This is a genomic window from Ruminococcus sp. OA3, assembly GCF_022440845.1.
In the GTDB taxonomy this organism is placed as follows: domain Bacteria; phylum Bacillota; class Clostridia; order Lachnospirales; family Lachnospiraceae; genus Ruminococcus_G.
This window is the reverse complement of the sequence record NZ_JAKNTO010000001.1, coordinates 3,795,536-3,820,492: the sequence shown is the minus strand read 5'-3', so window position 1 is coordinate 3,820,492 and position 24,957 is coordinate 3,795,536. Positions and strand designations below refer to the sequence as shown.

Annotated in this window: 29 protein-coding genes; 24 read left to right on the top strand and 5 right to left on the bottom strand. The window is 46.0% G+C overall.

Annotation, left to right across the window (positions count from 1 at the left end):
- Positions 1-56 precede the first annotated feature (56 nt).
- The 6 genes from MCG98_RS17535 (at position 57) to MCG98_RS17510 (ending at position 4,063) form a co-directional block, all read left to right on the top strand.
- Positions 57-557 (top strand): flavodoxin, encoded by a 501-nt coding sequence (locus tag MCG98_RS17535; RefSeq protein ID WP_240303156.1) that lies wholly within the window; start codon positions 57-59, stop codon positions 555-557.
- Positions 558-573: 16 nt separating this feature from the next.
- Entirely contained in the window at positions 574-984 is a 411-nt protein-coding gene (locus MCG98_RS17530) for a cupin domain-containing protein (RefSeq protein ID WP_240303154.1), read from the top strand.
- Between the two features lie 28 nt (positions 985-1,012).
- Positions 1,013-1,330: a carboxymuconolactone decarboxylase family protein gene (locus MCG98_RS17525; RefSeq protein WP_240303153.1), complete on the top strand. Its 318-nt coding sequence runs from the start codon at positions 1,013-1,015 to the stop codon at positions 1,328-1,330.
- Positions 1,331-1,364: 34 nt separating this feature from the next.
- Entirely contained in the window at positions 1,365-2,327 is a 963-nt protein-coding gene (locus MCG98_RS17520) for an aldo/keto reductase (RefSeq protein WP_240303152.1), read from the top strand.
- Between the two features lie 187 nt (positions 2,328-2,514).
- The gene (locus MCG98_RS17515; protein WP_240303150.1) at positions 2,515-3,087 is read left to right on the top strand and encodes a MarR family transcriptional regulator; all 573 of its coding nucleotides are present in this window, start codon (positions 2,515-2,517) and stop codon (positions 3,085-3,087) included.
- Positions 3,077-4,063 carry a cation diffusion facilitator family transporter gene (locus MCG98_RS17510; protein WP_240303149.1) on the top strand — a complete coding sequence of 329 codons (987 nt, stop codon included), beginning with the start codon at positions 3,077-3,079 and terminating at the stop codon, positions 4,061-4,063. The genes MCG98_RS17515 and MCG98_RS17510 overlap by 11 nt, the downstream gene beginning before the upstream one ends.
- Before the next feature lie 78 nt (positions 4,064-4,141).
- Here MCG98_RS17510 and MCG98_RS17505 read toward each other — a convergent pair whose 3' ends face one another.
- Together MCG98_RS17505 and MCG98_RS17500 are read right to left on the bottom strand one after the other, a co-directional pair.
- Positions 4,142-4,294, bottom strand: a complete 153-nt coding sequence (locus tag MCG98_RS17505; protein ID WP_240303148.1) for a hypothetical protein — start codon at positions 4,292-4,294, stop codon at positions 4,142-4,144.
- A gap of 7 nt (positions 4,295-4,301) precedes the next feature.
- On the bottom strand, positions 4,302-4,949 hold the full coding sequence (locus MCG98_RS17500) for an HDIG domain-containing metalloprotein (RefSeq protein ID WP_240303146.1): 648 nt from the start codon (positions 4,947-4,949) through the stop codon (positions 4,302-4,304).
- Positions 4,950-5,106: 157 nt separating this feature from the next.
- Here MCG98_RS17500 and MCG98_RS17495 point away from each other — a divergent pair, with 157 nt between their 5' ends.
- The 6 genes from MCG98_RS17495 (at position 5,107) to MCG98_RS17475 (ending at position 8,777) form a co-directional block, all read left to right on the top strand.
- Entirely contained in the window at positions 5,107-5,781 is a 675-nt protein-coding gene (locus MCG98_RS17495; protein ID WP_240303145.1) for an isoprenylcysteine carboxylmethyltransferase family protein, read from the top strand.
- 51 nt (positions 5,782-5,832) lie between these two features.
- Positions 5,833-5,961, top strand: a complete 129-nt coding sequence (locus MCG98_RS18895) for a hypothetical protein (protein WP_275891346.1) — start codon at positions 5,833-5,835, stop codon at positions 5,959-5,961.
- Complete coding sequence (locus MCG98_RS17490; protein ID WP_240303144.1) at positions 5,961-6,566, top strand: helix-turn-helix transcriptional regulator; 606 nt, start codon at positions 5,961-5,963, stop codon at positions 6,564-6,566. Before MCG98_RS18895 ends, MCG98_RS17490 begins: the two co-directional genes overlap by 1 nt.
- 111 nt (positions 6,567-6,677) lie before the next feature.
- Complete coding sequence (locus MCG98_RS17485) at positions 6,678-7,349, top strand: phosphatase PAP2 family protein (protein WP_240303142.1); 672 nt, start codon at positions 6,678-6,680, stop codon at positions 7,347-7,349.
- A gap of 193 nt (positions 7,350-7,542) precedes the next feature.
- Positions 7,543-8,445, top strand: a complete 903-nt coding sequence (gene epsC, locus MCG98_RS17480; RefSeq protein ID WP_240303141.1) for a serine O-acetyltransferase EpsC — start codon at positions 7,543-7,545, stop codon at positions 8,443-8,445.
- A 116-nt stretch (positions 8,446-8,561) separates the two neighbouring features.
- A complete protein-coding gene (locus MCG98_RS17475; RefSeq protein ID WP_240303140.1) occupies positions 8,562-8,777 on the top strand; it encodes a hypothetical protein in 216 nt (71 codons plus the stop codon).
- A gap of 18 nt (positions 8,778-8,795) precedes the next feature.
- On the opposite strand, the gene MCG98_RS17470 is transcribed toward MCG98_RS17475, so the two are convergent.
- The gene (locus tag MCG98_RS17470; protein WP_240303139.1) at positions 8,796-10,541 is read right to left on the bottom strand and encodes an FUSC family protein; all 1,746 of its coding nucleotides are present in this window, start codon (positions 10,539-10,541) and stop codon (positions 8,796-8,798) included.
- A gap of 158 nt (positions 10,542-10,699) precedes the next feature.
- Between MCG98_RS17470 and MCG98_RS17465 the strand changes: the two genes are divergently transcribed.
- Positions 10,700-11,146 carry a MarR family transcriptional regulator gene (locus MCG98_RS17465; RefSeq protein ID WP_240303137.1) on the top strand — a complete coding sequence of 149 codons (447 nt, stop codon included), beginning with the start codon at positions 10,700-10,702 and terminating at the stop codon, positions 11,144-11,146.
- Positions 11,147-11,177: 31 nt separating this feature from the next.
- On the opposite strand, the gene MCG98_RS17460 is transcribed toward MCG98_RS17465, so the two are convergent.
- Complete coding sequence (locus tag MCG98_RS17460) at positions 11,178-11,504, bottom strand: helix-turn-helix domain-containing protein (protein ID WP_240303136.1); 327 nt, start codon at positions 11,502-11,504, stop codon at positions 11,178-11,180.
- Positions 11,505-11,730: 226 nt separating this feature from the next.
- Here MCG98_RS17460 and MCG98_RS17455 point away from each other — a divergent pair, with 226 nt between their 5' ends.
- The 10 genes from MCG98_RS17455 to MCG98_RS17410 all read left to right on the top strand — a co-directional run bounded on the left by MCG98_RS17455 (position 11,731) and on the right by MCG98_RS17410 (position 21,992).
- Positions 11,731-12,555 carry a Sir2 silent information regulator family NAD-dependent deacetylase gene (locus MCG98_RS17455; protein ID WP_240303135.1) on the top strand — a complete coding sequence of 275 codons (825 nt, stop codon included), beginning with the start codon at positions 11,731-11,733 and terminating at the stop codon, positions 12,553-12,555.
- Between the two features lie 43 nt (positions 12,556-12,598).
- Positions 12,599-13,387 carry a protein-ADP-ribose hydrolase gene (locus MCG98_RS17450; RefSeq protein WP_240303134.1) on the top strand — a complete coding sequence of 263 codons (789 nt, stop codon included), beginning with the start codon at positions 12,599-12,601 and terminating at the stop codon, positions 13,385-13,387.
- Positions 13,388-13,445: 58 nt separating this feature from the next.
- Positions 13,446-14,117, top strand: a complete 672-nt coding sequence (locus tag MCG98_RS17445) for a FadR/GntR family transcriptional regulator (protein WP_240303133.1) — start codon at positions 13,446-13,448, stop codon at positions 14,115-14,117.
- A gap of 123 nt (positions 14,118-14,240) precedes the next feature.
- Positions 14,241-14,906: a CatA-like O-acetyltransferase gene (locus MCG98_RS17440; protein ID WP_240303132.1), complete on the top strand. Its 666-nt coding sequence runs from the start codon at positions 14,241-14,243 to the stop codon at positions 14,904-14,906.
- Positions 14,907-14,923: 17 nt separating this feature from the next.
- Complete coding sequence (gene rsmH, locus MCG98_RS17435) at positions 14,924-15,973, top strand: 16S rRNA (cytosine(1402)-N(4))-methyltransferase RsmH (RefSeq protein WP_240303131.1); 1,050 nt, start codon at positions 14,924-14,926, stop codon at positions 15,971-15,973.
- Positions 15,974-16,000: 27 nt separating this feature from the next.
- Positions 16,001-16,888: a DMT family transporter gene (locus MCG98_RS17430; RefSeq protein WP_240303130.1), complete on the top strand. Its 888-nt coding sequence runs from the start codon at positions 16,001-16,003 to the stop codon at positions 16,886-16,888.
- Positions 16,889-16,991: 103 nt separating this feature from the next.
- Complete coding sequence (locus tag MCG98_RS17425; protein ID WP_240303129.1) at positions 16,992-17,819, top strand: endonuclease VIII; 828 nt, start codon at positions 16,992-16,994, stop codon at positions 17,817-17,819.
- 52 nt (positions 17,820-17,871) lie between these two features.
- Positions 17,872-18,666 (top strand): 4Fe-4S binding protein, encoded by a 795-nt coding sequence (locus tag MCG98_RS17420; protein WP_240303127.1) that lies wholly within the window; start codon positions 17,872-17,874, stop codon positions 18,664-18,666.
- A gap of 134 nt (positions 18,667-18,800) precedes the next feature.
- Positions 18,801-21,059 carry an EAL domain-containing protein gene (locus MCG98_RS17415; protein ID WP_240303126.1) on the top strand — a complete coding sequence of 753 codons (2,259 nt, stop codon included), beginning with the start codon at positions 18,801-18,803 and terminating at the stop codon, positions 21,057-21,059.
- A 54-nt stretch (positions 21,060-21,113) separates the two neighbouring features.
- Complete coding sequence (locus MCG98_RS17410) at positions 21,114-21,992, top strand: AraC family transcriptional regulator (protein ID WP_345891731.1); 879 nt, start codon at positions 21,114-21,116, stop codon at positions 21,990-21,992.
- Between the two features lie 46 nt (positions 21,993-22,038).
- Here MCG98_RS17410 and MCG98_RS17405 read toward each other — a convergent pair whose 3' ends face one another.
- Entirely contained in the window at positions 22,039-23,298 is a 1,260-nt protein-coding gene (locus tag MCG98_RS17405; RefSeq protein ID WP_240303123.1) for a trypsin-like peptidase domain-containing protein, read from the bottom strand.
- Positions 23,299-23,511: 213 nt separating this feature from the next.
- Between MCG98_RS17405 and MCG98_RS17400 the strand changes: the two genes are divergently transcribed.
- Positions 23,512-24,924: an amidophosphoribosyltransferase gene (locus MCG98_RS17400; protein ID WP_240303121.1), complete on the top strand. Its 1,413-nt coding sequence runs from the start codon at positions 23,512-23,514 to the stop codon at positions 24,922-24,924.
- The last annotated feature ends 33 nt before the right edge of the window (positions 24,925-24,957 follow it).

Below are 24,957 nucleotides of genomic sequence, written 5' to 3'. Positions count from 1 at the left end.
ATTCCATATCAAGGAGACAGGAAGTACAATACAGATAAAAAAAGGAGGTAAGAACTATGACGGAATTGATTGCGTTTTTCTCAAGGGGAGATGAAAATTATGTGAATGGGGAGATAAGGAACCTCAGGGTAGGAAACACGGAGGTTGCGGCTGGTATCATTCAAAAGCTGACCGGTGCGGATTTATTTAAAATAGAACCGAAACTGGCATATGCAAAGAGTTATAACGAGTGCATCTCCCAGGCACAGGCAGACCAGAGACGGGACGCACGGCCGGAACTTGTAGCATATCCGGAACGTATGGAACCATATGATGTGATCTATCTTGGTTTCCCGAATTACTGGGGGACCATGCCGATGGCGGTGTTTACTTTTCTGGAACGTTATGACTTTACCGGAAAAATAATCAGGCCTTTCTGCACCCATGAGGGAAGCGGTATGGGCAGCAGTGTGAAAGATATCAAAAAGCTGTGTCCCACAGCGAAAGTAGAGACAGGGCTGGCAATCCGTGGAGGCAACGTACAACACTCGGAGAAAGATATCAGAGACTGGTTATGAACAGGAGGAAAATAGAATGAAGCAGCAGGAAATGAGCGTATTTCCCATGGGGGAAACAAATGACGCTTATGCACAGTATTTTGTTGGTCAGAGTTACCTGAACATGCTGTCGGCAGAACAGGTGGCTGTCGGAAATGTGACCTTTGAACCCGGCTGCCGTAACAACTGGCATATTCACCATGCCGACAGGAACGGCGGACAGATTTTGCTGGTGACAGCGGGCAGAGGATATTATCAGGAGTGGGGAGAAGTGGCCAGGGAGCTGCATCCCGGCGATGTTGTTCATATACGAACAGGCGTAAAGCATTGGCATGGAGCGGCGCCGAACGCCTGGTTCCAGCACCTGGCCATAGAGGTGCCTGGTGAGAATTGCAGGAATGAATGGTGTGAGCCTGTCAGTGATGATGAATACAGAAAATTGAGATAGAAAAATTTCAAACAGGAGGTTAGATGAAATGGAGAAAGTAACTGCAGGGAGAGACCAGCTTGGTGAGTTTGCACCCGAATTTGCGGAGTTAAATGACGATGTGCTGTTCGGGCAGGTGTGGTCGAGAGAGGATAAACTGTCTGCGAGAGACCGTTGCATTGTCACAGTCACGGCTTTTATGGCGAGCGGTATTTTAGACAGTTCGCTGAAGTTCCATCTGACAAATGCCAGGAACCACGGTGTTACCCGGGAGGAGATCGCGGAGATTCTTACCCATGCCGCATTCTATGCGGGATGGCCGAAGGCATGGGCGGCGTTTCATATGGCGAAAGAGGTGTGGGGTTAATTTATATTCGCACCGGGGAAAGGACGGTTTTTATATGGAATACACGAAACTGGGAAATTCTGATATTGAGGTATCGCGTCTGTGCGTTGGATGTATGAGTTTTGGAGATCCTGCCAGCAAAATGCACGCATGGACATTGAATCCGCAGGAAAGTGAGAAGATTGTCAGGCATGCACTGACACTTGGGATCAATTTTTTTGATACTGCCAACTGCTATTCGGCGGGAACAAGTGAAGAATATCTTGGCAGGGCTATTAAAAATAACGCGGCCAGAGATAAAGTGGTTCTTGCTACAAAAGTTTATTTTAATGATGGAAAACTTTCGGGGGAGGCAATCCCCAGGGAGGTGGAAGGCTCGCTGAAACGCCTGGGAACAGACTATATTGACCTGTTGATCATCCATCGTTTCGACTATGACACACCGATCGAGGAGACAATGGAAGCTCTCGATCAGGTTGTACGATCGGGAAAGGTGCGTGCCATTGGCGCCTCTGCCATGTATGGGTATCAGTTTATGAACATGCAGCATACTGCAGAAAAGAACGGCTGGACAAAATTTGTCTCCATGCAGAATCATTACAATCTTCTTTACCGTGAGGATGAGCGTGAGCTGATTCCGGTCTGTGATGAGCAGAATGTTGCAAGAACACCGTACAGTCCGCTGGCTGCCGGAAGGCTGTCCCGATCCACGTGGTCCGCGGATACCATGAGGAGCAGGACGGATGTGACTGCAAAAGGCAAATATGATAAGACTCAGGAAAGTGATATGGAGATTGTGAAACGGGTATCTGAAATTGCTGTAAATAGAGGAGTCACGATGACACAGATCGCGCTGGCATGGCAGTTTGCGAAAGGAGCCACGGCGCCGATCATCGGGGCAACTAAGGCAGAATATTTTGATGATGCGGCCTGCAGTGTTGATAGGAAGCTGTCACAGCAGGAAATAGAATATCTTGAAGAGGCCTATATACCACACAGGATTGTAGGAGCGCTGTGAGTAGAGAACTGCAGAGGGAAAAAGGAATGCTCCAGGCCGGCTGGCGCAACCACAGCCTCAGCCTTCCATCACCAAAAAAATAATATGCTCGTTATTTAATACAAGTACTTGACAAATTTGTCAAGTACTTGTATTATTATAGTCAGGTACATTACTTTTAGCGGCTGAAGATTGGAGGAGCATAAACATGAACGAACAGAATAAAAGACTTTTGAATCTGCTGATGAGGCTTGAGGGACTATTACACAGGCATATGGCAATCGGGAGACAGAGAACCTTTATGAATCCGCACAGGGGACAGGGACGGGTATTATCTATATTGAAGTTAAAACCGGAAATTACTCAGAAAGAATTAACCTACCTGTTGGATATGAGTAAGCAGGCACTGGGTGAACTTTTGAAAAAGCTTGAGAATTGCGGGTACATTACACGGACGCCTTCCCCGGAGGATGGAAGAGTTATGCTCATCAGGCTGACAGAAAAGGGGAAAGCTGAATCTGATGAGATGGTGGTTGACAACGATGACACGGAAGATTTATTCCAATGCCTGACCGATGAAGAGCAGAAGAATCTGATTATTTACCTCGAACGCCTGATTCAGGCATGGCAGAATGACGATGCCGCGGACAGAAGACATATGGGACGGCACCGGACTGCGGCTCACAGAAACTCACAATATTCAGCCGATGAGAGAGCGGAATTTGGATTGAAACATTTTCACGGTTCAGATCCTGACGGGGGTGATTTTTATGACAGGTGAGAAAAGCAGACAGGATCAGGGAAGAAAGACGAGTATATTCATGGCAGTCGGTAATATGTGCCTGTTTATCGGATACTTTATCATCGGTACGGCAGGTAACAGTATTTCTGTCATATCTGAGGGGGTAGACAATCTCATTGATGCCTGCAGTTCCTTGCTCCTGCTCCTGGGATTTAAGATTTCCGGAAGAGGAAAAGACAGCAGACATCCCAATGGACATGGCCGGATAGAGTATATCATCGGATTGCTGATCTCTGAAATGATATTATTCGCAGCTGTGATCTTAGCAAAAGAATCCGTCAAAAGACTGGTTCATCCGGAGCCGGTTGGAGCACTGCTGCCAATCCTGCTGGCGGCGGTTATTGGGGCCGGCGTAAAGCTTGTGCTGGTGTATTATATAAAAAAACAGAACAGAGAATTAAAATCACCGGCACTGGATGCATATCAGAAAAATGAACTGGCAGATTTAAAGGGGATTATCCTGGTTGCTGTATCCCCGATCTTACAGCATTTTACTGCATTGCCGATCGATGGAATTGCCGGAATGGTCATTGCCGTCATGATAGCCGCAGATGGCGTCAAATCGTTTATGAAGAATGTAAGCCTGCTTTTGGGAGAGGGACTTGACAAAGAGGAGACGGAAGAAATCAAACAGCTTCTCAGCTGTTACGGGGATGCGGTAAAACTTGAATCATTTGAATTTCATGACTATGGTCCTGAGGAGAAGGAGGGAATCATGGTGCTGTCCATCTGTCCGGGTATACTGCATGGAGATCTGCAGCGGATCATCGGTGACTGCAAAGAGCAGATAAAAAACAGGCTGAATATTCATGTCACTGTTTATGTTAATTTGAATAATGCAAGGGTAACAGACAAGACTTATGCGGTGCAGCCACATTTGGGAGGGGTCAGACAGTATCTGAGATTGTTGACTGTGAATATGGGCAGAGGAAAACGGCAGTATGGGATCAGATGATCAGATTATTACAGTCGGGGAATGAAAAAGGCATGGACAGTGAGGTATCATTGAAGTCCATGCCTTTTGCGTGTTTATTTACATTGGGTTAGCCTTCTTATTGCCGGATTTTGCCTTGCCCTGGATCTCCGGGACCGGTGGGGCATCGTTTTTGGGGATATGTGTCTTATGATTGCTCTCTGTACCATGAGGCTCTTTGGGATCCGGACGTCTCATTCCTGCTTTCGCCATAGCTGTTTCACCTCCCGTATCTTTTATCAGGTGAGGCGGATTCACAGGCCTGTAAGAAAAAATTGATATGGTCTTTCTCTTTCCGGGGATTACTGCCCAGCCTTCCCAACCGATCACACATTCCGAGGAGTGCCACTTCCCTTACACTGGTGTGCCACTTCATTCCCTCGATATCGGCGAATTTAAGACCGCTGATAACAAACAAGATCTGCATATGGTATCTCACCAGTCCGCAGACCTCGTCGATCAATGTATGGTCTTCCACAAACTGTGAGAGAAAATCCCGCGCCAGTTTTGCACCTGCCTTATCATGATCATGTGCCGTGATCTTTCCTTTTTTGCTTTGAGTTGTTACAGCTTTCCCGATATCATGGAGAAGAGCTGCCCACATAAATGCCGTGGGGTTTTTACTCTGAGCTTTTACCTTGGCGGCTTCATCTACAACAAGCAGTATATGATTCCAAACATTTCCCTCCGGATGGTATTTGGGGGACTGCACAGTATTTTTCAGCTGGTGCAGCATATCAAACGGATACTGACGAAAGAGTGGATCATCATAAATTTTCTGAAGATAAGCGGATGGCCTCTCATCCTGCATTAAATGGAATTCAATTGCTGAATAGAGCTTATACAAGTTTTCCTGCTTTTCAGACATGTGTGTTCACCTCCATGTCAGTATTCCACCAGGGAGAATCTTTATTCTATATATCTGTGTACGTGAGGATGGATGATATTACAGTTTTCATAGATTGTTTGAACAAAATATAGTAAACTAATAAAAAAGGATTTTAACATGGCAGGGAGGTTATCTTATGGACAGAGGTGCTGCTGTATATATTTTGCGATTGATTTTGCAGAGAATAATCGGTATCCTTTTGTTTTTTGCAGGTTCGTCGTGGATCTGTGACAGGCGCACCGGTATTTATTTTTCCCTGTATCTTATCATTGGCATTCTGTCAGGAAGTATCATGTATAAAGTCAATCCGGAAACGATCAGAGAAAGAGGGAAGATCCGCACGGACTCTCCGGTCTGGGATAAAATACTCCTGACCGTGTATTGGCTTCTGGCATATTTTATCATTTATTTGATTGCCGGATTAGAGTACGAAAAAATATCTTCGATCGATGTCAGATACTGCATTGGCATATTATTCTATATCGCTGCGACGGTTATTACCCTGCAGGCTATGGTCATGAATACTTATTTGGAATCTACAGCGAGAATACAGCGTGATCGAAATCAGAAGGTTGTCCAGAGCGGAGTTTATCGTATCATCCGCCATCCGACCTACCTGGCGATTTTAATTTTTTGTATTGCGGTTTCGCTGATATTTCCGTCGTTGTTTGTGGCCATAACAGCGGCTGTGATAGCTGTCATCACTGTAATCCGGACTTATCTGGAGGACTCCATGCTGGTGAAAGGATTAGATGGATATAGAGATTATGCGAACAGAGTGAGATATCGCCTTATTCCGTTTGTCTGGTAACAGGGAAAGAACCGGACCGGTTAAAAATAAAACCAGGGAAGGATAAACAGTATGACCAGAGTCAGATTTTACGACCATGCCGAAGAGGAGCTGCTGAGATTCGCAGTCATCATCGCAAAGACAGAAGGCAGGTGGTTTTTTTATCTGGAAAATAATACGGAGGTTCAGGGACCAATATAATGGAATTTAATGAAAAATTACAGCAGCTGCGAAAACAAAAAAATCTGACACAGGAAGAGCTTGCAGAACAACTCTTTGTTTCACGTACGGCGATTTCAAAGTGGGAGTCAGGGAGAGGATATCCGAGTATTGAATCTCTGAAAGCTGTTTCCGGATTTTTTGATGTGTCAGTTGACGATCTGCTGTCTGGCGAAGAACTGGTCTCACTTGCCGAGACAGATAAGAAAGAGAAGATGGGAAACACGTGTGACCTGGTGTTCGGGATACTGGATGTTATGTCGGCACTGATGTTTATCATTCCATTCTTTGGACAGGCGGAAAACGGTATGATACGTATGGTATCGCTGCTCAGACTTACGGAGATGCCGGATTATATGAAAACAACCTATACGGTGATCGTGGTTCTGGTGGCTGCGTTCGGTATCGCGGAGCTTGCGCTGCAGAATGTCCGGCATCGGATATGGATAAAGGGTAAAAGGAGTGTCTCACTGTCTCTTGGCATATTTGGAACGATGGGATTCATTGCAAGCCGCCAGCCGTATGCGGCATCATACTTTCTCTGCATGCTTGTTTTAAAAGGAATTCTCACTCGCAGACAGCGATGATACGAAGCGTATCGCGGATGTGACTGCACAATACTTTGTTTTGTATTATCTTCATGCTAGGTTATTGGTGGACTTGAAATCCAAATAACGGAAGAATGGAGATTAGAAAAAATGAAACAGAAAATTCGAGGTTACTTTATTACTGCGGGGATATTATTGTTATCGTTCTTCGCATTGATGTTGCTGCTGCTCACCGTTGATGTTCAGCCATCGGGTCCCATGCAGTCATATGTGGGACTTGCCACGGTGAATGAATTTGTTTTTAAACTGCTGGGGGTAAATCTGCTATGGTACAGTATCACAGACTGGCTGGGCATTGCTGCCATTTGTGTCGCGTTTGGTTTTGCCGTATTGGGCGTGTTTCAAATGATAAAAAGAAGAAGCTTCAGAGGCGTGGATAAAGATATTCTTGTTTTAGGGGGCTTCTATATTGCCGTGATCGCAGTATACCTCTTATTTGAGATCTGCATTGTTAACTACAGGCCGATTACTCTGGGTGAGGGGCCGGAGGCATCATTTCCCTCCTCTCATACCATGATTATACTGTGTATCATGACTACAGCAATTATACAGTTTCGAAAAAGGATACGGGGCAAGGCAGCCAGAACAGCAGCGGAGTCAATGTCCGTGATTATCATCATTGTCACTGTCATCGGACGATTTATTTCGGGGGTTCACTGGTTTACGGATATTATAGGTGGCATGCTGCTGGGGTTTTCACTGAATATGTTTTATCTGGGGATTATAAAATGGATCGAGTTTAAGAACAAAAAACATAATTAAACATATTCTGAATATAGACATCTATATTTCAGAGCATGAATCGGATGCCTGGCACCGGAATCAGCAGGAAAAGGGATATTGCTTGATTATTACGGTGCCAGCGCTTATAATGACAATTAATTCCTGTAATCGATATTAAAAAACCAATATTGACACCGGTGTAAACATCATGAGATATAGGGAAAGGGGATTTATGAAAAATATAGTTAGCAATGAAATATTAAAGACAGCGCGGAAACTGGGTCTCAATTACCAGGAGCAGAAATTATTTGATGTGGCGATCGGAGAGAGACTGCCAAGCCGTGATGTGATAAATTCAATTGTCGATGAGCTGAGAGATATATCATTTCCCGGATTTTTCAGTAAAGAAAATATGGGGTATGTGACAAAAGAAAATTTTGCAGGCAATAAACTTTCACTGATTTACGATAAACTGTTTCGCCAGATCAAGGTAGCGTTATCCTATGGAAACCGTGAAAAGCCGTACGAGGAAATAAAAAAAGAAGCGGAAGACAAGTGTCTCGCATTCATCCGAAAAATGGCAGAAATCCAGGAAATGCTGATTCAGGATGTGGAAGCAGGATTTAATGGTGATCCGGCAGCAAAGAGCCGGGAAGAGATCATATTCTCCTATCCGGGTCTGTATGCGATTTTTGTATATCGTTATGCGCATGTGCTCTATGAGCTGGAGGTACCTTTTGTACCGAGGATCATGACGGAATATGCTCACAGCCAGACCGGAATTGATATCAATCCGGGGGCACGGATCGGAAAAAGTTTTTTCATAGATCATGGTACGGGTATCGTAATCGGAGAGACGACGTCGATCGGGGACAACGTGAAGATATACCAGGGAGTTACACTGGGAGCTCTGTCAACCAGAAAGGGGCAGCAGCTGTCCGGTGTAAAGCGCCATCCGACCATTGAGGATAATGTTGTCATCTATGCGAACACGACGGTGCTGGGAGGTGAAACCGTAGTGGGAGCGAACTCTGTGATTGCCGGAAATACGTTTATCACAGCGTCCATTCCGCCGGATACGAAGGTTGCATCGACGATGCCTGAACTGGAAATAAAACACAGTAAAAAGATGTGACAGAAGACATAATTACGGAGCGCAATAAAAACCGGTAATCTGCAGGGATATTTCCAGGCGATTACCGGTTTTTAGCACGGGCATCATTCTCTGATGGGTCTGATTGAAACACAGTTATGGATATTTATGAAAAAGCGCATCCCGGAGAATCTGAAATATGCAGTGCTGTGGCTGCTGTGGCAGCGGTCGTTTATGACCGCGCCGGGCTGTGTGAAAAACAGGAGGTCTGCGATACAATGGCGACTGAGGAGTCTGGAAGAATCCTGATATCGCTGCGAGAAGTGCCTGTGCCGGATGAGGCGAATCCGGTAAAAGTCAACGGGAACTGTTAGACAGTTCTCCTCATGCAGTCAGGACAAATGGCCCGGATTAAATACCGGTGCATCTGTTCGCGCTGTGATAAACTTTCTGTGTGCTTTGAATACCTGTTCCTGGCAGCTTTTCAAAACAGAGGGGAATTCAGACCATTCATCTAAATGAGCATTCTGCGTCAGTTTGGTTTCCAGAAGATAAGCCTGAATTACGAGGTTGTAATAAAGTTGGGTGTCCACCTGATCTGAAAGGCACGTTTCTGTAAGAAGAGTTGTGATATGTTTGTATTTTTTCCAGAGATGTCTTGTTGCCATAGTTCGCCTGTAGGGAAACAGCAGACAGTTTACAGTGTATGCCACAGCGGCTCCTGCAAGTATGTAACCCAGGCGGATGATAAACACGCTGCCGACAGCAGGAAAACCGACAGCGTTCAGAAATACAGCGCCGCCTAAGGCACCGACAGTCGAGCACGCGAAAGTTTCTGTGTAATCATCAAAATAAAATGATACATATCCGGATAACATCATGACAGCAGTCCTTCCGGCAGGTGATGGAACCAGAGAATAGATCAGAACAGAAACCAGTCCTCCAATCACTGTGGCAGCGATACGTTTTTTCATTTTCACAGAGACATCATCTGCATAGGGGAGTGACACAGATGCCAGGGTAAATAACAGCCATCTTCCGTGAGGCAGGGACAACAGATGCACAAGCAGTGTGGCACTGGATAACAGGAATGCCGTACGGAGGGCATAGACGGCACGTACCGGACTGAGATCGATCGCTGCCTGTATACGAATTTTGAAGGAGGTGGCTGTTTTGCGGTATCGAACTTTGTTCTGCGGATCTGACATGTGCAGCAGCCTGTCGCGGGTATCATCGACAGCATGGTAGAACAGTCCGGCGGTCGTTTCATCGCAGGCGGCCAGAAAATCTGAGTATTTGCAGGAAGGAAGTTCGGTGATTTCCTGCTGCAGAAAACGACGAAACAATTCCAGATAGTCAGCGATCGTGAGGAGGATTGCTCTGGTCTGAACGGGCGAAGTGTCTGGAAGTTCTTTCATGAGAATCAGCAGATGTTCCAGCCCCCGTCCGGCATCGATCATTGAAAAACTGGCATCTGAGATGCAGAGAACCTTTTTTCTGCGATCGTATACGGCCTGACTCAAACGGCTTAGTTTTTTATGTATGTCAGCGGGATCCGGTATTTTGCCGGTTTCTTTCAGACGGAAAGAAATATACTGGACAATACAGTCGATCATTTCACTCAGCATATCTTTTGCTGTCTCAGCTACACGTTTTCGTCCCATAAACCATTGATACAGAATAATAGACAAGGCGCCGGCAAGCATGCCCAGCAACCGCTTTGGAAGGTGCTGCGGGCTTACCGGGGAGATGAATATAAGAAATAAATAGGATAAAATATATGGAAAATACATGTGGCTTGAGTACTCAAAGGTAAATGAATAAAGTATCATGAGCAGGGTGATAAAATTGATCATAAATGCCAATGGGGCTGTCAGTACGGTCACCAGACAGGCTGCGAGTGCCATCCAGACCATTACAAGTGCCTGAACGACCAGATGACGGAGTGGTGTGGCAGTCAGGTCACGGATCATGGAGGCAGACATCATGATCGCAAAGATGACCCCCACGATAGAATTCTCTGCGCCGAAAATAAATTGAAAAATGTTTACATAAGATATTACGAATATAAAATTTAAGGTATTGGAACGAAAATTACGTTTGATTTTATCCGGTATTTTGATTCTATTATTGCTCATAAGGCTCACGGCTCCTTAAAAAATATTAATAAGTATTGTATTGTAAGAAAAGATAATATATAATCAGAAAATAGTTTAAAAAACAGATAGTCATATTTGGGTTACTAATTTATAAAGATATCACTTTTAATTTCGCTTGTCAATAAGGAGAACAGAGCATGAAAACAGAAAAAATCTCGGAAAAATTCGTCCGGAACCTGTTGGAGGTAATGCCGAACTGGCATTCCAAGCTGGTAAGGCCGTTTAGAGAGACGCTGAATAAAGAGATGAGTCTCGAGACATATTACTGTCTGGAAACTTTGAAAACGTGCGGGCTGTCGACTATGACGGAGCTGGCACAGCACATGAAGGTACCGAAACAGCAGATGACAAAACTGATCGATAAGCTTTGCAGTCATGGGTTTGCAGAGCGCATGCCGAATCCGGATGACAGGAGGGTGATCTGGATACGTCTGACTCCGAAAGCAATGGCATATCTGGATGAGTATTATCTCAAAAACAGAGTATTTCTTCAGACTCTGGAAGAACAGCTGACGGAAGAACAGCTTCGAAAACTGAATGATGCGGTTGAAGTTCTGGGGGAAATACTGCCGGTACTGAAATAGAAAAAGACCCGCTTTTGCGGATCTCCATCAATCATTCAAGACTGTTTTTATAGTTTGTTCCCCAGGCGACCATGGAGTCGAGGATTGGTTTCAGGCTGTATCCGGTTTTTGTGAGTGTGTATTCTACTTTTGGGGGAACCTCAGGATACACTTTCCGGGTGAGCAGACCGCTTGCCTCCATGCTGCGAAGATGGCTGGTCAGAACTTTCTGTGTGATCCCTGTTACGGAGCGCATCAGTTCATTAAAGCGTTTTGTTCCTGTCATAAGATCGCGGATGATAAGTACTTTCCACTTATCACCGATCAGCTGTAACGTCATTTCCACCGGACAGTCCGGGATTTTTTTTGTCGGATTCATGCGTCCACCTCCTCGGGGTGTACATGGACACCCTGGTATTTTAAAGAGTGTATGGATAAAAATATAGGTTACTTACATTATAACCCAGTCTGTAAAAAAAACAAGAAGTTACCGGAAAGTGTTATGGTTTCCGAAAGATACTATAGCACTTTTTGGTGCGTAATTTACAGTGGTTAACGGTTGGTATATAGTAAGAACAACAGCAGAGAAACGGGGTGCATGGGTTATGACAGACATAGAGCTTTTAAAGGGGCAGCTTGAGCGGGCAGACGCTATTGTTATCGGCGGTGGAGCTGGTCTTTCCGCTTCCGCCGGTTTTACATATTCGGGTGAGCGCTTCGAGCGGTATTTTAAGGACTTTGCAGGTAAATATCATTTTAAGGACATGTATTCCGGAGGATTTTATCCGTATGATACACTGGAAGAATACTGGGCGTACTGGAGCCGTTATATTTATATCAATCGTTATCAGGAGGCGCCAGAACCGGTGTATGACAGGCTGCTGGAACTGGTAAAAGATAAAGACTATTTTGTTCTGACCACCAATGTGGATCATCAGTTTCAGAAAGCCGGGTTTGAAAAAAAGAGGTTGTTCTATACACAGGGTGACTATGGTCTCTGGCAGTGTTCCGGACCATGCCATCAAAAAACTTATGACAATGAAGACACCGTGCATCAGATGGTGGCACAGCAAAAAGATATGAGGATACCTTCCAGGCTTATCCCTTACTGTCCTGTATGCGGCAAACCGATGAATATGAATCTGAGGGCGGACAGTACATTTGTGGAAGATGAAGGATGGCATGACGCCGGGGAACGGTATAACCGTTTTTTGGAAGCCCACAAAAACCTCAGGGTACTGTTCTGGGAGCTGGGCAGCGGTTATAACACTCCGGGTATTATAAAATACAGTTTCTGGCAAATGGTTTATCAGTGGAAAACAGCCGCATATGTCTGCATCAATCAGGGAGAGGCATTTGTCCCCGGGGATATAAAGGAGAAATCTGTCTGTATCAATGATGACATTGGAAGAGTGCTGTTCAGTCTTTGAGTACGCATGAGGAGCAAAAATAAAATTGGGATGAGGTGGACATATGACACAGGATGGCATGAGGATTTATCTGATTGAAGAGCTGATGAAAGAGATGCCTGAGTATCGGAATCTGAAGATTCCGGACAATACGGAGGGGCAGAAACGGCTGCTTTGTTCCCTGATGAATATAAGACCGCCGGTTCCCGCGGCACCGGGCTTTCTGAAGGTGCAGGACGCGTATCTGTCCAGGGAAATTGAGCAGGGTGGGATTGTAGACGGCAGTCTGTTTCAGCCTGTCCGTTTGAACAGCCGTATGTATCTCTGGAAGGGGGACATTACGCGCTTAAGAACTGATGCGATCGTAAATGCGGCAAACAGTGCTATGCTTGGCTGCTTTTTGCCAGGTCATACCTGCATTGACAACGTGATCCATACGTTTGCAGGGGTGCAGCTGCGGCTGAAATGCCATGAGATCATGAAAGCACAGGGACATGAGGAACCTGTCGGAGCGGCAAAGATCACACCGGGATATAATCTTCCGTGCCGTTACGTTCTGCACACGGTGGGACCTGCAATTTCCGGACCGCTTAGTGAGCAGGACTGTGAGCAGCTTGCGGGGTGCTATTATTCCTGCCTCGAACTGGCTGCTCAGAATAATATAAAATCGATTGCATTCTGCTGTATTTCAACGGGGGTGTTTCAGTTTCCGCAGGATGAGGCAGCCAGAATAGCGGTGAATACCGTAGCCGGTTTTCTGGAACAGAACGATTCTGTCAGACAGGTGATATTCAATGTGTTTACGGATAAAGATTACATGCTATATCGGGAACTATTGGAGAGACAGGAGTGATGAAATATTTTCCGATCCGTGCTATACTGAGACAAGATGAAAAAAGGCGGTGTGGATAATGAATGACAGGTTGTCGGACAGAGTGGCAGATGACATTTTGACCATGATCACAATAGAAAAAAGGTTTTTGCCAGGAGAAAAACTTCCGAATGAAAACAAGATGTCGGAGGAACTGGGAATCAGCAGAACGACTCTGAGAGAGGCGATCCGGATCCTCGCGGCAAATGGAGTTGTGGAGATATTAAGAGGCAGGGGGACCTATGTAAGGAATGATTTAGTGCTGGATAAAAAATGCGGGCTTTCCACGCTGGGCGGTATAAAAACGGATATCCGGGATCTGTACGAGATGCGGCTGATCGTTGAGCCGGAAGCTGCTTTTCTGGCGGCGCAGAGGGCGGGCGAGGAAGAGATCAGGCATATTGCTCTTCTGGGGAAGGAGATAGAGCGGGCTGTTTCGGAGAACAGAGACCGCACGGAGGTTGAACGCGGATTCCATAAGGCGATTGCCAAAGCGACACATAATGAATTTATGAACAAACTCATGCCGGTTATCTATCAGGCAATCGATCAGGGGGTCAGGCTCTCCGTACAGAATCAAAAGGTTGTCAGTGACACCCTTCAGGACCACAGGCTGATTACGGAATTTTTACTTGCCGGAAATTCGGAAGGAGCCAGGTATGCGATGAAAATCCACCTTCTGCATGCAATGCAGGAATTAGAAATAAAGTGAGGGAAAAACAGGTTCGTGTGATACACGGACCTCTTTTTGAATTTCAGACAACATACAACTTAATTGACAGTATACAACTATGGGAATATAATACAAGAAACCAAACATAATGGAGGAAGACGTATGCAGCAAAGTTATCAGGTAATAGACCGAAACGGGTGGAAACGTGATATGCACTGCCGTATTTTTGAAAACAGCGTGGAACCTCAGTACTGTATCAGTTTTGAACTGGACATTACAGAGTTTCTGCGGGGGTGCCGGGCACTGGAGTATTCATTTACACTTGCCATGATCTATGCAGTGACCGAATGTGCGAGTGAAACGGAAGAATTTCGTTATCGCTTCCTGGATGGGAAGGTTGTACTGTATAACCGGATCCACACATCGTTTACGTATCTGGAAAAAGATGAAGAACTGTTTAAAGTTGTCAATGTCCCCATGCAGGACAGCATGGAGGCATATATAGAGGCGGCGCGAAAAGCTGCGGAGGCACAAAAAGAGTATTTTACCGGTCCATTGGGAAACGATGTCTATTCTTTTTCTCCGCTTCCCTGGATTTTCTATACTCATATTTCACATACCAATGCCGGGCGTCAGGGAAACGCAGTACCGCTGTTTGACTGGGGCAAATACCTTCAGCGGGATGAGAAAACCATACTGCCCTTTTCCGTTCAGGTCCACCATTCATTTGTGGACGGAGTTCATGTTGGTAAGTTTGCAGAAAGGCTTCAGAATTATCTGGATACTTATTTTCTTTTGTATTATAATGAAAAGAATAATCGACGGTAAGATACAGGAGGAAATCGATGGATAACCAGGAAAACAGGCATCAGCGGAGGGTCCGTTATAAAGGTACACATCCCCGGACATATCAGGAGAAATATAAAGAACTTCAGCCGGAGAAATACCCGGAGACTGTGGAACACGTGATACAAAAAGGCAGCACCCCGGTCGGCATGCACATTTCCATATGTGTCAATGAAATATTAAAGTTTCTTCAGATCAAGCCGGGACAGACCGGGTTGGATGTGACATTGGGATATGGCGGGCATACGCTGGAAATGCTGAAATGCCTGCAGTCAAACGGCCACATTTATGCCCTGGATGTGGATGCTGTTGAATCGGCCAGGACCAGGGAGCGGCTTGCGGACCTGGGGTACGGGGATGATATCCTGACGATCAGGCATTTGAACTTTGCGGATATTGATCAGGTGGCGTCTGAAGCGGGACCTTTTGACTTTGTGCTGGCAGATCTGGGGGTATCGTCCATGCAGATTGATAATCCGGACAGGGGATTTTCCTATAAACAGGAAGGTCCGCTGGATCTGAGACTGGATTCGCAGCGGGGAATATCGGCTGCAGAGCGTTTGAAAAATATTTCGAGGGAAGAGCTGCAGGGAATGCTGATCGAAAATGCAGATGAACCGTATGCCGAAGAAATTTCAAGAGCTGTGGTCTCGGCCAGGAAAAAGGGCATGGATATTTCCACAACGACACAGCTGAGACAGATCATTGAACATACGCTTGGCTCTCTTAAGGCTGACGACAGGAAAGAGACCGCGAAAAAATCATGTCAGAGGACATTTCAGGCGCTTCGCATTGATGTCAACAGTGAATATGAAGTGTTATATGAATTTCTCGAAAAGCTGCCGTATGCTCTGGCGAAGGGCGGGCGTGTGGCCATACTGACCTTCCATTCGGGGGAAGACCGGATTGTGAAAAAATCTTTCAAACAGATGCAGCGTGCGGGAATCTACAGCGAAGTTGCAGATGAGGTGATCCGTCCGTCCGCGGAGGAATGCCTTCGGAACCCCCGTGCGCGTTCGACAAAGATGAGGTGGGCGATCAAAGCGTAAGTAAAAATGCAGGGGGAGGAAACTGCGGTGACGCCACAACTGAAAAATATCATGGCGATGTCAGCATTTGGAACACTTGCCATTTTTGTCCGCAATATAGCGCTCAGTTCGATGGAGACGGCTTTCTGGCGTGGCGTCATAGCTCTGGCGGTATTGTGGCTGATCAGAAAATTTTTTTACAGGAGGACGTCCGTTGTCGTCACGGCAAGTAAAAGAGGCCTCCTGTTTCTCTCCGGTATGGCAGCAGGGATTAACTGGGCGCTGCTTTTTATGGCATATGAACATACCAGTGTGGCGGTTGCCACACTCGCCTATTATTTTGCTCCGGTAATCGTTATTGTCCTGGCACCGATTCTGTTTAAAGAGAAAATGACACTGTTTCAGCTGGCATGTTTTGCAATGGCGACGCTGGGACTTGTTTTGGTGATCGGTGCCGGTGGTTTAGGGTCAGATGGGGATTTCCCCGGGATTCTCTTTGGACTTGGAGCAGCGGCATTCTATGCGAGTGTGGTATTGATAAATAAAACAGTAAAGGACGTCGGCGGTCTGGACCGCACCTTTATTCAGTTTGAGGGAGCTGTTGCGCTGCTGCTTGTCATTTTGCTGTTTCAGGGGGGATTTCATATTCAAAACACATCCAGCACAAGCATCGTAAACCTGCTGATTGTTGGTATACTGCACACAGGACTTTGTTACTGGCTGTATTTTTCTTCTATTAAAGACATGCCGGGACAGCAGACCGCGATCCTGAGTTATATTGATCCTTTCGTTGCGATACTTGTGTCTGTATTTATCTTCAGAGAAGCTATAAGGCCTGCGCAGGCGGTTGGGGCTGTGTTGATTTTGGGCTTTACATGTCTCCATGAGATCGGGAAAGGGCGGCAGGGAGTTAGAATACGCGAGAAACGTGTATGAAATCTGTGTCTTTTATAATGCTGAAACATGACATATGGTGTCAGCTTTAAAGTGTTATGATCTGAGAAGACGCTGATTTCTGACAGAAGAGGAGGTAAATAACATGCTGGAAATACCGGAGAGTTTAATGATTGCAAAACAACTGAATGATACCGTGATGGGGAAAAAGATCATAGAAGTTGAGAGTGAACATACAAAACATGGTTTTGCATGGTACACGAAGACACCGCAGGAATACCGACATATAATGGAAGGAAAAACGGTGGGGGAAGCCTGTGGAATCGGCAGCATGGTGGAGATGATGCTGGATGAATACCGGTTTGTGGCGGGGGATGGAACCAATTTCAGATTCTATCCGGCAGGAGTAAAACTGCCCGAGAAGTATCAGATGCGGATTACCTTTGAAGATGGCAGCTCACTGCTTTGTACGGTACAGATGTATGGGACCATGTCATTGTTTCAGCCGGAGACGTATGACAATTTTTATTATCACACAGCGAAAGAAAAACCGATGCCGTGTACTGATGCGTTTGATCCTGCATATTTTCGTTCGCTCCGTGATGAGGGGGGCGAAAACATTTCGATGAAAGCTTTTCTTGCAACCAATCAGAGAATACCGGGGCTGGGCAACGGAGTGCTTCAGGATATCCTGCTGGAAGCCGGGCTGCACCCGAAGCAGAAAATCGGCAGGCTTCGCAACTCCGACTGGATACGTGTATATGAGGCTGTCACCGGAGTGCTGCAGAAGATGATCACAGGCGGAGGGCGGGATACAGAGAGGAATATTTTCGGAGAAAGCGGAGGATACATTACGAAACTGAGTAAGAAAACGGTCGGAAAACCGTGTCCGTACTGTGGAAATACAATACAGAAAATGACTTATCTGGGTGGTACGGTTTATTTCTGTCCTGCGTGTCAGAAGATACGATAATAATAAAAGAAACTATGAGATAAGTATACAATATGAAAAGGGGTTGGTAAGAATGAAAAAAGTAACCGCAGTGTATTTCAGTCCAACAAAAGGAACGCAGACATATGTGACAGAGATTGCAAGACGACTGTCGGCTGAGGTCTGTACCATCGATCTGACAGTGCCCAAAAACCGCAGCAGGGAGCATACGTTTGGGCCCGATGATGTGGTGATCTTCGGGGCACCGGTCTATGCAGGACGTCTGCCGCAGATAGAAGGGGGAATTTTTGATAAAATAAAAGGCTGTGATACACCGGCTGTTTTCAATGTAAGTTATGGCAACCGCGAATTTGACGATGCGCTTCTGGAAGAAAAAGAAATCTGTGAAGCCAATGGATTTATTGGCATTGCTGCCGGAGCATGGCTTGCACCTCATACTTTCTCGGACCGCATTGCTGCCGGACGCCCTGATGAGACGGATATGCGGGCAGTGGATGAATTTGCCGGCAGAATTCAGGAAATCATGGAGCGTGGGGAATGGGCAAAAGGAGGGCTGACAGTGCCCGGGAATCATCCGTACCGGGATACCATGGTGATGCCGTTCTGTCCTGTGGGTGATGAGACGTGTACAGGGTGCAGGAAATGCGCGGAAGTCTGTCCGGTCGGCGCTGTGTCAAAGGAAAACCCGCGGGATACGGATGCCGGAAAATGCATCGACTGCCTGGCCTGCGTGAAAAATTGCCCGGAACATTCCAGAAAAGTATCAGGTCCTCAGTTTGAAGCGCTGAAAGAGAAGCTTGAAAATAATCTCCTGGCGCTGCGCAAAGAACCTGCGATATTTACGGCTGGTAATTACGGTGATAAATAGTTTATAAGGTGAATGAATTGGAGGAGAAACTAAGTGGTTTCTCCTTTTTGCCTTCCGGTGCAGTATTGAACATTCACAGACCATCGTGTATGATAAGAATGTAACTATATTGCAGTGCGGATGAGGGAAAAGAATTGGACAATACGAACATAGAAAGGCAGGTTCTGGTTTCCGGAATCCTGGTAGCAGTCATCAGCGCCATTCTTATTGGAATCAGCGCGTTCACTTACGCCAGTATTCAGAAAGCGCAGCGGCAGGAAGCGAAACAATATCTGGATGAGATTGTGACGCAGTATAAAAATATCATAACGGCACAGCTGGATGGTAATTTTCAGACCCTGGAAGCACTTTCTGCATTTATTGGGCAGACAGATTCTTTTGATCTTGATAAGGCACTGTCCTATCTGGAGGTGGAAAGCAGCCGAAGCGGTTTCTTTTCCATAGGTTTTGTCACGCCGGAAAAAAACGGCTATTTCATATACGCACGCGGCAGTAAACGATATGGACAGGATGTAAGCAGTGAGGTTTTTTTGGACAGGGCACTCGGAGGTGAATGTACTGTCTCAGAGAAAATGACAGATGAATATACGGGGAATGATATCATCTGCTATGGTGTACCGGTCTATCATGATGATCAGATTGTTGGGGTTCTTACAGCGTCCATGCTGACATCTGCTTTTTCGAATATTATTGAGCAGGAAATTTTTGATGGTGAGGCGTTTGCACACATTATCGACCGCAATGGGGACTTTATCATCCGCTCAAGCCATGTCGTGATTCAGGAACAGCTCGACAATATGTTTGACATGGGGGATATTCAGGAGACAACCAAACACGAGGTGTTGTCTAATCTCATGAATGGAGAGTCCTCTTTTACCGTGTTTGATTATAATGGCTCTCATTACTGGGTTACCATCATGCCAGTGGGAATCAATGACTGGCAGCTGTTTTGCCTGGTACCGCAGGATTTTCTGAATCATAACTTTGACACGTTGATTACCGTGTTTCTGGGAGTATTAATCTGCATTATCCTGATGTTCAGTATTCTGTTCATCTATATTAACCGGCTGATCAGAAGAAGTCAGGAGAGTATGCGGCAGCTCGCGTATACAGATTTGCTGACCGGGGCAGGAAACCGAAACCAGTTTATAACCGAGGTGCCCGGACTGCCGGCGGGAACACAGAAGTATGCGATGGTGCTTTTGAACATCAGCGGATTTAAATTTATCAATGAATTTTACGGGTATGAAACAGGAGATGAACTGCTCAAGCATATTGCTGCAGTGCTTGCCGATGAGACGGAGAGGGAAGAGCCGTATTATCGTGACAGCGCCGATCGTTTTGGGATGCTTTTAAAGTTTCATGGAAAAGATGCGCTGACTGAACGTCTGGAGAGAATACGGGAACAAGTCAATAATTTTAAACTCAGTCAGAATCAGAGTTATCACATTATCACCAATTGGGGTGTTAAAATCATCGAAGACTTTTATTCAGAGATCAAAACGGATTTGGATACAGTGATGAACTGTGCAATGCTGGCTTTAAACAGCGTGAAAGGGAACGATAAAAAACCGATCGCATTTTACGATGAGACCCTGCATCAGCAGGCCAGCAAAAAGAGTGAGATCGAGAGCAGAATGTATGATGCACTGGAAAACAGAGAATTTGTGATGGTGCTGCAGCCTAAGTATGACCTGAAAACAATGAAGGTGAACAGCGCAGAATCGCTGGTGCGCTGGTATGCAAAGGACGGCACAGTTTATTATCCGGACGAATTTATTTCTGTATTTGAGCAAAACGGATTTATTTCCAATCTGGATATGTATATGCTCGAGGAGGTATGCCGCTGCCTTTCCAGATGGAAAGAGGCGGGATATGAGGCAGTGCCGGTATCTGTGAACCAGTCACGGCTGTTTTTCTATGATGATGAGTATCTGGACAGATTCCATAAGATCGTAGACCACTATCATCTGGAACCTTCCCAGATCATACTGGAGGTGACGGAGAGTGTTTCCATGAATAACCTGGACCAGATTAAAAATGTTATCAGCCAGCTGCATAAAGTTGGTTTCACTGTCTCCATGGATGACTTTGGAAGCGGGTACTCTTCCCTCAATACGCTTAAAGAGCTGGATATTGATGAAGTGAAGCTGGATAAAGAATTCTTATCTGAGCAGGCAGACTCCACGCGGGGGGAGGCTATCATACGCAATATGATTCAGCTCGCAGAAGATCTGTCCATTGTAACAGTTGCCGAAGGCATTGAGACCCGCAGGCAGATGGAATTTCTAAAGTCGATATCCTGTGATATCGGTCAGGGGTACTATTTTGCCAGACCAATGCCGGTCGATAAGTTTGAAGAACTGGTCTTTGGAAAACAACAGCAAATTTAGTCGAGAGTTTTCTTAATGGAAACGGTAGAATGCCAATATAGAGTGGTGAGAGATATGAAGGAACAGATTGAAGCGGTACAGAGGATGCAGGACTTTATTGATGCCCATCTGTACGAAGACATTAAAATGGCGGACCTTGCAAAAGCGGCGTGCTATTCACCGTGGCATTCCTACCGTCTGTTTATCAGATGGACAAATCTTACGCCTGCTGATTATATCCGGAGACACAGGCTGTCGAAATCGGCTCTCAGACTGCGCGATGAGAAAGTGAAGGTTGCGGATACAGCATTTGAACTTGGATTCGGCAGTGTCGATGGATATCAGCGGGCTTTTTTCCGGGAATTCGGATGTAATCCCCGGGCCTATGCACAACACCCGGTTCCCATCTGTCTGTTTACCCCCTATGGTGTAAAATACCAGACCGTTAAAAGGAGGAAACCAATGGAGAACGTAAAAAATGTATTTATTCAGCTTGTGGAGAAACCGGCGCGGGAAGTCATCATCAAGCGTGGTGTCAATGCCGGTGATTACTTTGCATACTGTGACGAGGTGGGATGTGATGTCTGGGGAATCCTCAGAAGCATCCGTTCGATCAGCGGGGAGCCGGTATGCCTGTGGCTGCCTGAGGCGTATCGCAGACCCGGGACTTCGGAGTATGTGCAGGGGGTGGAACTGGCACCGGGGTGTGCAGGAGAAGTTCCGAAAGGATTTGAAGTGATAGAGCTGCCCGCCGCAAAATATATGATGTTTCAGGGCGAGCCTTTTCAGGAGGAATATTACTGTGAAGCTATTGAGCAGGTGCAGCATGCAATGGAAACATACGAGCCTTCAGTCACGGGTTTTGCATGGGATGACTCCAATCCGCGCATCCAGCTTGAACCGATTGGTACAAGAGGCTATATAGAACTCCGTGCAGTGAAAGCAAATAACTGAAAAAAGATGCAGAAGAGCGGGCTATAAGCTCTTCTGCATCTTTTTGTTATCTCTGAACAGTGTTTACGGGATTTGAATCCTGAAGGGAAGATCCCAGTGTTACGGAAATAGTCTGTTCCTCATACGTACCGCTGTTATTTACCTGGACCGTAAGGTTTACAGTCTCGCCTGCTGCATAATACTGCAGGGTACTTTTCAGTTCTTCTACGCTGGAAATACTTTTTCCGTCAAATCCAGTGACGACCATTCCCTGGCGGATGCCTGCCTGATCAGCAGGACTCTGATCTGTAACTGAGGATACGTAGACCCCGGTGGGGATATTGTATGCGGATGCCGTTTCGCTGTCTACGTCCTGGCCGGAAATTCCCAGATAAGAAGCATTTTCATCGGAGACCTTTTCACGGGTCTGCTGATTCATCAGCTCCTGAAGGATCGGTGATGCTGTTGCGGTAGGGATTGCATACCCCATACCTTCAACTTCTGTTGAAGCAAATTTTGCGGAGTTGATGCCGATAAGTTCACCGTTCATATTGACGAGGGCACCGCCGCTGTTGCCTGGATTGATCGCCGCGTCGGTCTGGATCAATGTCGGGGAAGTTTCGCTGTCGTCGATTTTGCGGTCAAGTGCGCTGACAATACCGGTTGTCACTGACTGTCCGTAGCCGAGTGCGTTGCCGATGGCGACTACCTGTTCTCCAACGGACATAGAATCTGAATCACCGATAGCAGCTACTTTGATCTGTGACATAGTGTCAGATGAAATCTGGTCCAGAGGAACGGCGATTACCGCGAGGTCATTGTCAGAATCGGTACCTTTTATGGCTGCAGAATAGACGTTGTTGTCAATAAAGCATACAGACAGTGTATCTGAGCCTTCGACCACGTGATTGTTCGTTGCGATCAAAAGCTCGCTGTCATTCTGACCGATAATAATGCCGGAACCGCTGCTCTCAACCTCCTGAGTCTGCGCACCGCCTCCTGTGCCGAACATTCCGAAATAATCCTGTACTTCCTGGACGGATTTGCTGGTGATGGCGACGACGGAGGGCATCACGCCGGATGCAATTTCTGATACATCCATACTGCCTGCCGAGGCAGAACCTGAACTGGTGGTACTCAGTCTGGCAACATTGGCGTCTTTGGCGTCGGAGTTATCCGCCGATGCCGCTTTGGCCTGGGTATTCGTGGAGGTAAGTGCATTCACACCCTGAAATGCAAATGCAGCTGTGCCGCCAAAGAGTATGGCGCTAAGCAGGATGCCTCCTGCTTTTCTGGATATCCGTTTTATATAAGTTTTATTTGTCATAATAATCACATCTCCTCTACTGTGTTTTTTCTTTTTGCTTTATAAACAGTATAGAGAAAAATTGTGGTTAAATTGTTATGAAAATAAGGAGAAAGTGTAGAAAAATTGTGGTTAAAATGTGTTCATCCCTTTACCGGACAGATGCAGTTATGGTAAAGTAGAAGTAAAGAAAAAATACATAACAACATATAGCAGAAAAAGGAGAAATCATTTATGGGAGGATTTTTTGGAGTCGCTTCGAAAACAAGCTGTACATTAGAGCTGTTTTACGGTGTAGACTATCACTCACATCTGGGAACCAGAAGAGGCGGAATGGCAACATGCGGGGAGCAGGGATTCCAGCGCGCGATTCACAATATTGAAAATTCACCTTTCCGGACCAAATTTGAACGCGATGTAGAAGAGATGGAAGGTAATCTGGGAATCGGATGTATCTCCGATTATGAGCCGCAGCCGTTGCTGGTACAGTCACATCTCGGGAGCTTCGCTATCACAACGGTTGGTAAAATCAACAACATGGATGAGTTGCTGAAATATGTTTATGAGAATGGAAATACACATTTTCAGGAGATGAGCGGGGGACAGGTCAATGCAACAGAACTTGTTGCGGCTCTGATCTGCAAAAAGGAGACGATTACAGAAGGAATCCGTTATGTTCAGGAAATTGTGGATGGATCCATGACGATACTGCTCATGACAAAGGAAGGTCTGTATGCAGCGCGTGACCGCTATGGAAGGACGCCGATGGTTATCGGTAAAAAGAATGGGGCACACTGTGTTTCCTTTGAAAGCTTTGCATATATCAATCTCGGGTACAGCGACTGCAAAGAACTGGGACCCGCGGAGATCGTCTTTATCACCCCGGATGAAATCAAGACGTTAAGTGAACCTGGAGAAGAGATGCGGATCTGTTCCTTCCTCTGGGTATATTATGGATATCCAACTTCCTCCTATGAAGGCGTCAATGTTGAAGAGATGCGTTATAAATGCGGCAGTATGCTGGCGAAAAGAGACAGCGGAGCCATAGATCCTGATATTATCGCAGGGGTTCCTGACTCCGGTATAGCGCATGCGATCGGCTACGCTAATGAATCCAAGATCCCATATGCCCGTCCTTTTATTAAATATACACCGACATGGCCCCGGTCATTTATGCCGCAGAATCAGGACCAGAGAAGCCTGATCGCAAGGATGAAGCTTATTCCTGTAAAGGCGCTGATTCAGAATAAGAAACTTCTGCTGATTGATGATTCCATTGTGAGGGGCACACAGCTGCGTGAGACAACGGATTTCCTGTACCAGAGCGGGGCAAAAGAAGTACATATACGTCCTGCCTGCCCGCCGCTTCTGTATGGCTGTAAATATCTGAACTTCTCACGTTCCAAATCCGAACTGGATCTGATCACCAGAAGGATCATCAAGGACCGGGAAGGCGATCAGGTATCGAAGGAGATTCTGGACGACTACGCAGACCCTTCCAGCAAACGATATGAGCAGATGCTGGAGGAGATCAGAAAAGAGCAGAATTTTACAACATTGCGCTATCACAGGCTGGATGACCTGGAAGAATCTATTGGAATTTCGCCGTGCAAACTTTGTACGTACTGTTTCAATGGAAAAGAATAGACAGACAGCTGATCTGAAATTTCCGGGGGCACT

What these genes read in the sequence shown, in the direction of transcription:
- MCG98_RS17535 (WP_240303156.1), top strand. Translation starts at nt 57, where the DNA reads ATGACGGAATTGATTGCGTTTTTCTCAAGGGGAGATGAAAATTATGTG.
- MCG98_RS17530 (WP_240303154.1), top strand. Translation starts at nt 574, where the DNA reads ATGAAGCAGCAGGAAATGAGCGTATTTCCCATGGGGGAAACAAATGAC.
- MCG98_RS17525 (WP_240303153.1), top strand. Translation starts at nt 1,013, where the DNA reads ATGGAGAAAGTAACTGCAGGGAGAGACCAGCTTGGTGAGTTTGCACCC.
- MCG98_RS17520 (WP_240303152.1), top strand. Translation starts at nt 1,365, where the DNA reads ATGGAATACACGAAACTGGGAAATTCTGATATTGAGGTATCGCGTCTG.
- MCG98_RS17515 (WP_240303150.1), top strand. Translation starts at nt 2,515, where the DNA reads ATGAACGAACAGAATAAAAGACTTTTGAATCTGCTGATGAGGCTTGAG.
- MCG98_RS17510 (WP_240303149.1), top strand. Translation starts at nt 3,077, where the DNA reads ATGACAGGTGAGAAAAGCAGACAGGATCAGGGAAGAAAGACGAGTATA.
- MCG98_RS17505 (WP_240303148.1), bottom strand. Translation starts at nt 4,294, where the DNA reads ATGGCGAAAGCAGGAATGAGACGTCCGGATCCCAAAGAGCCTCATGGT.
- MCG98_RS17500 (WP_240303146.1), bottom strand. Translation starts at nt 4,949, where the DNA reads ATGTCTGAAAAGCAGGAAAACTTGTATAAGCTCTATTCAGCAATTGAA.
- MCG98_RS17495 (WP_240303145.1), top strand. Translation starts at nt 5,107, where the DNA reads ATGGACAGAGGTGCTGCTGTATATATTTTGCGATTGATTTTGCAGAGA.
- MCG98_RS18895 (WP_275891346.1), top strand. Translation starts at nt 5,833, where the DNA reads ATGACCAGAGTCAGATTTTACGACCATGCCGAAGAGGAGCTGCTGAGA.
- MCG98_RS17490 (WP_240303144.1), top strand. Translation starts at nt 5,961, where the DNA reads ATGGAATTTAATGAAAAATTACAGCAGCTGCGAAAACAAAAAAATCTG.
- MCG98_RS17485 (WP_240303142.1), top strand. Translation starts at nt 6,678, where the DNA reads ATGAAACAGAAAATTCGAGGTTACTTTATTACTGCGGGGATATTATTG.
- epsC (WP_240303141.1), top strand. Translation starts at nt 7,543, where the DNA reads ATGAAAAATATAGTTAGCAATGAAATATTAAAGACAGCGCGGAAACTG.
- MCG98_RS17475 (WP_240303140.1), top strand. Translation starts at nt 8,562, where the DNA reads ATGGATATTTATGAAAAAGCGCATCCCGGAGAATCTGAAATATGCAGT.
- MCG98_RS17470 (WP_240303139.1), bottom strand. Translation starts at nt 10,541, where the DNA reads ATGAGCAATAATAGAATCAAAATACCGGATAAAATCAAACGTAATTTT.
- MCG98_RS17465 (WP_240303137.1), top strand. Translation starts at nt 10,700, where the DNA reads ATGAAAACAGAAAAAATCTCGGAAAAATTCGTCCGGAACCTGTTGGAG.
- MCG98_RS17460 (WP_240303136.1), bottom strand. Translation starts at nt 11,504, where the DNA reads ATGAATCCGACAAAAAAAATCCCGGACTGTCCGGTGGAAATGACGTTA.
- MCG98_RS17455 (WP_240303135.1), top strand. Translation starts at nt 11,731, where the DNA reads ATGACAGACATAGAGCTTTTAAAGGGGCAGCTTGAGCGGGCAGACGCT.
- MCG98_RS17450 (WP_240303134.1), top strand. Translation starts at nt 12,599, where the DNA reads ATGACACAGGATGGCATGAGGATTTATCTGATTGAAGAGCTGATGAAA.
- MCG98_RS17445 (WP_240303133.1), top strand. Translation starts at nt 13,446, where the DNA reads ATGAATGACAGGTTGTCGGACAGAGTGGCAGATGACATTTTGACCATG.
- MCG98_RS17440 (WP_240303132.1), top strand. Translation starts at nt 14,241, where the DNA reads ATGCAGCAAAGTTATCAGGTAATAGACCGAAACGGGTGGAAACGTGAT.
- rsmH (WP_240303131.1), top strand. Translation starts at nt 14,924, where the DNA reads ATGGATAACCAGGAAAACAGGCATCAGCGGAGGGTCCGTTATAAAGGT.
- MCG98_RS17425 (WP_240303129.1), top strand. Translation starts at nt 16,992, where the DNA reads ATGCTGGAAATACCGGAGAGTTTAATGATTGCAAAACAACTGAATGAT.
- MCG98_RS17420 (WP_240303127.1), top strand. Translation starts at nt 17,872, where the DNA reads ATGAAAAAAGTAACCGCAGTGTATTTCAGTCCAACAAAAGGAACGCAG.
- MCG98_RS17410 (WP_345891731.1), top strand. Translation starts at nt 21,114, where the DNA reads ATGAAGGAACAGATTGAAGCGGTACAGAGGATGCAGGACTTTATTGAT.
- MCG98_RS17405 (WP_240303123.1), bottom strand. Translation starts at nt 23,298, where the DNA reads ATGACAAATAAAACTTATATAAAACGGATATCCAGAAAAGCAGGAGGC.
- MCG98_RS17400 (WP_240303121.1), top strand. Translation starts at nt 23,512, where the DNA reads ATGGGAGGATTTTTTGGAGTCGCTTCGAAAACAAGCTGTACATTAGAG.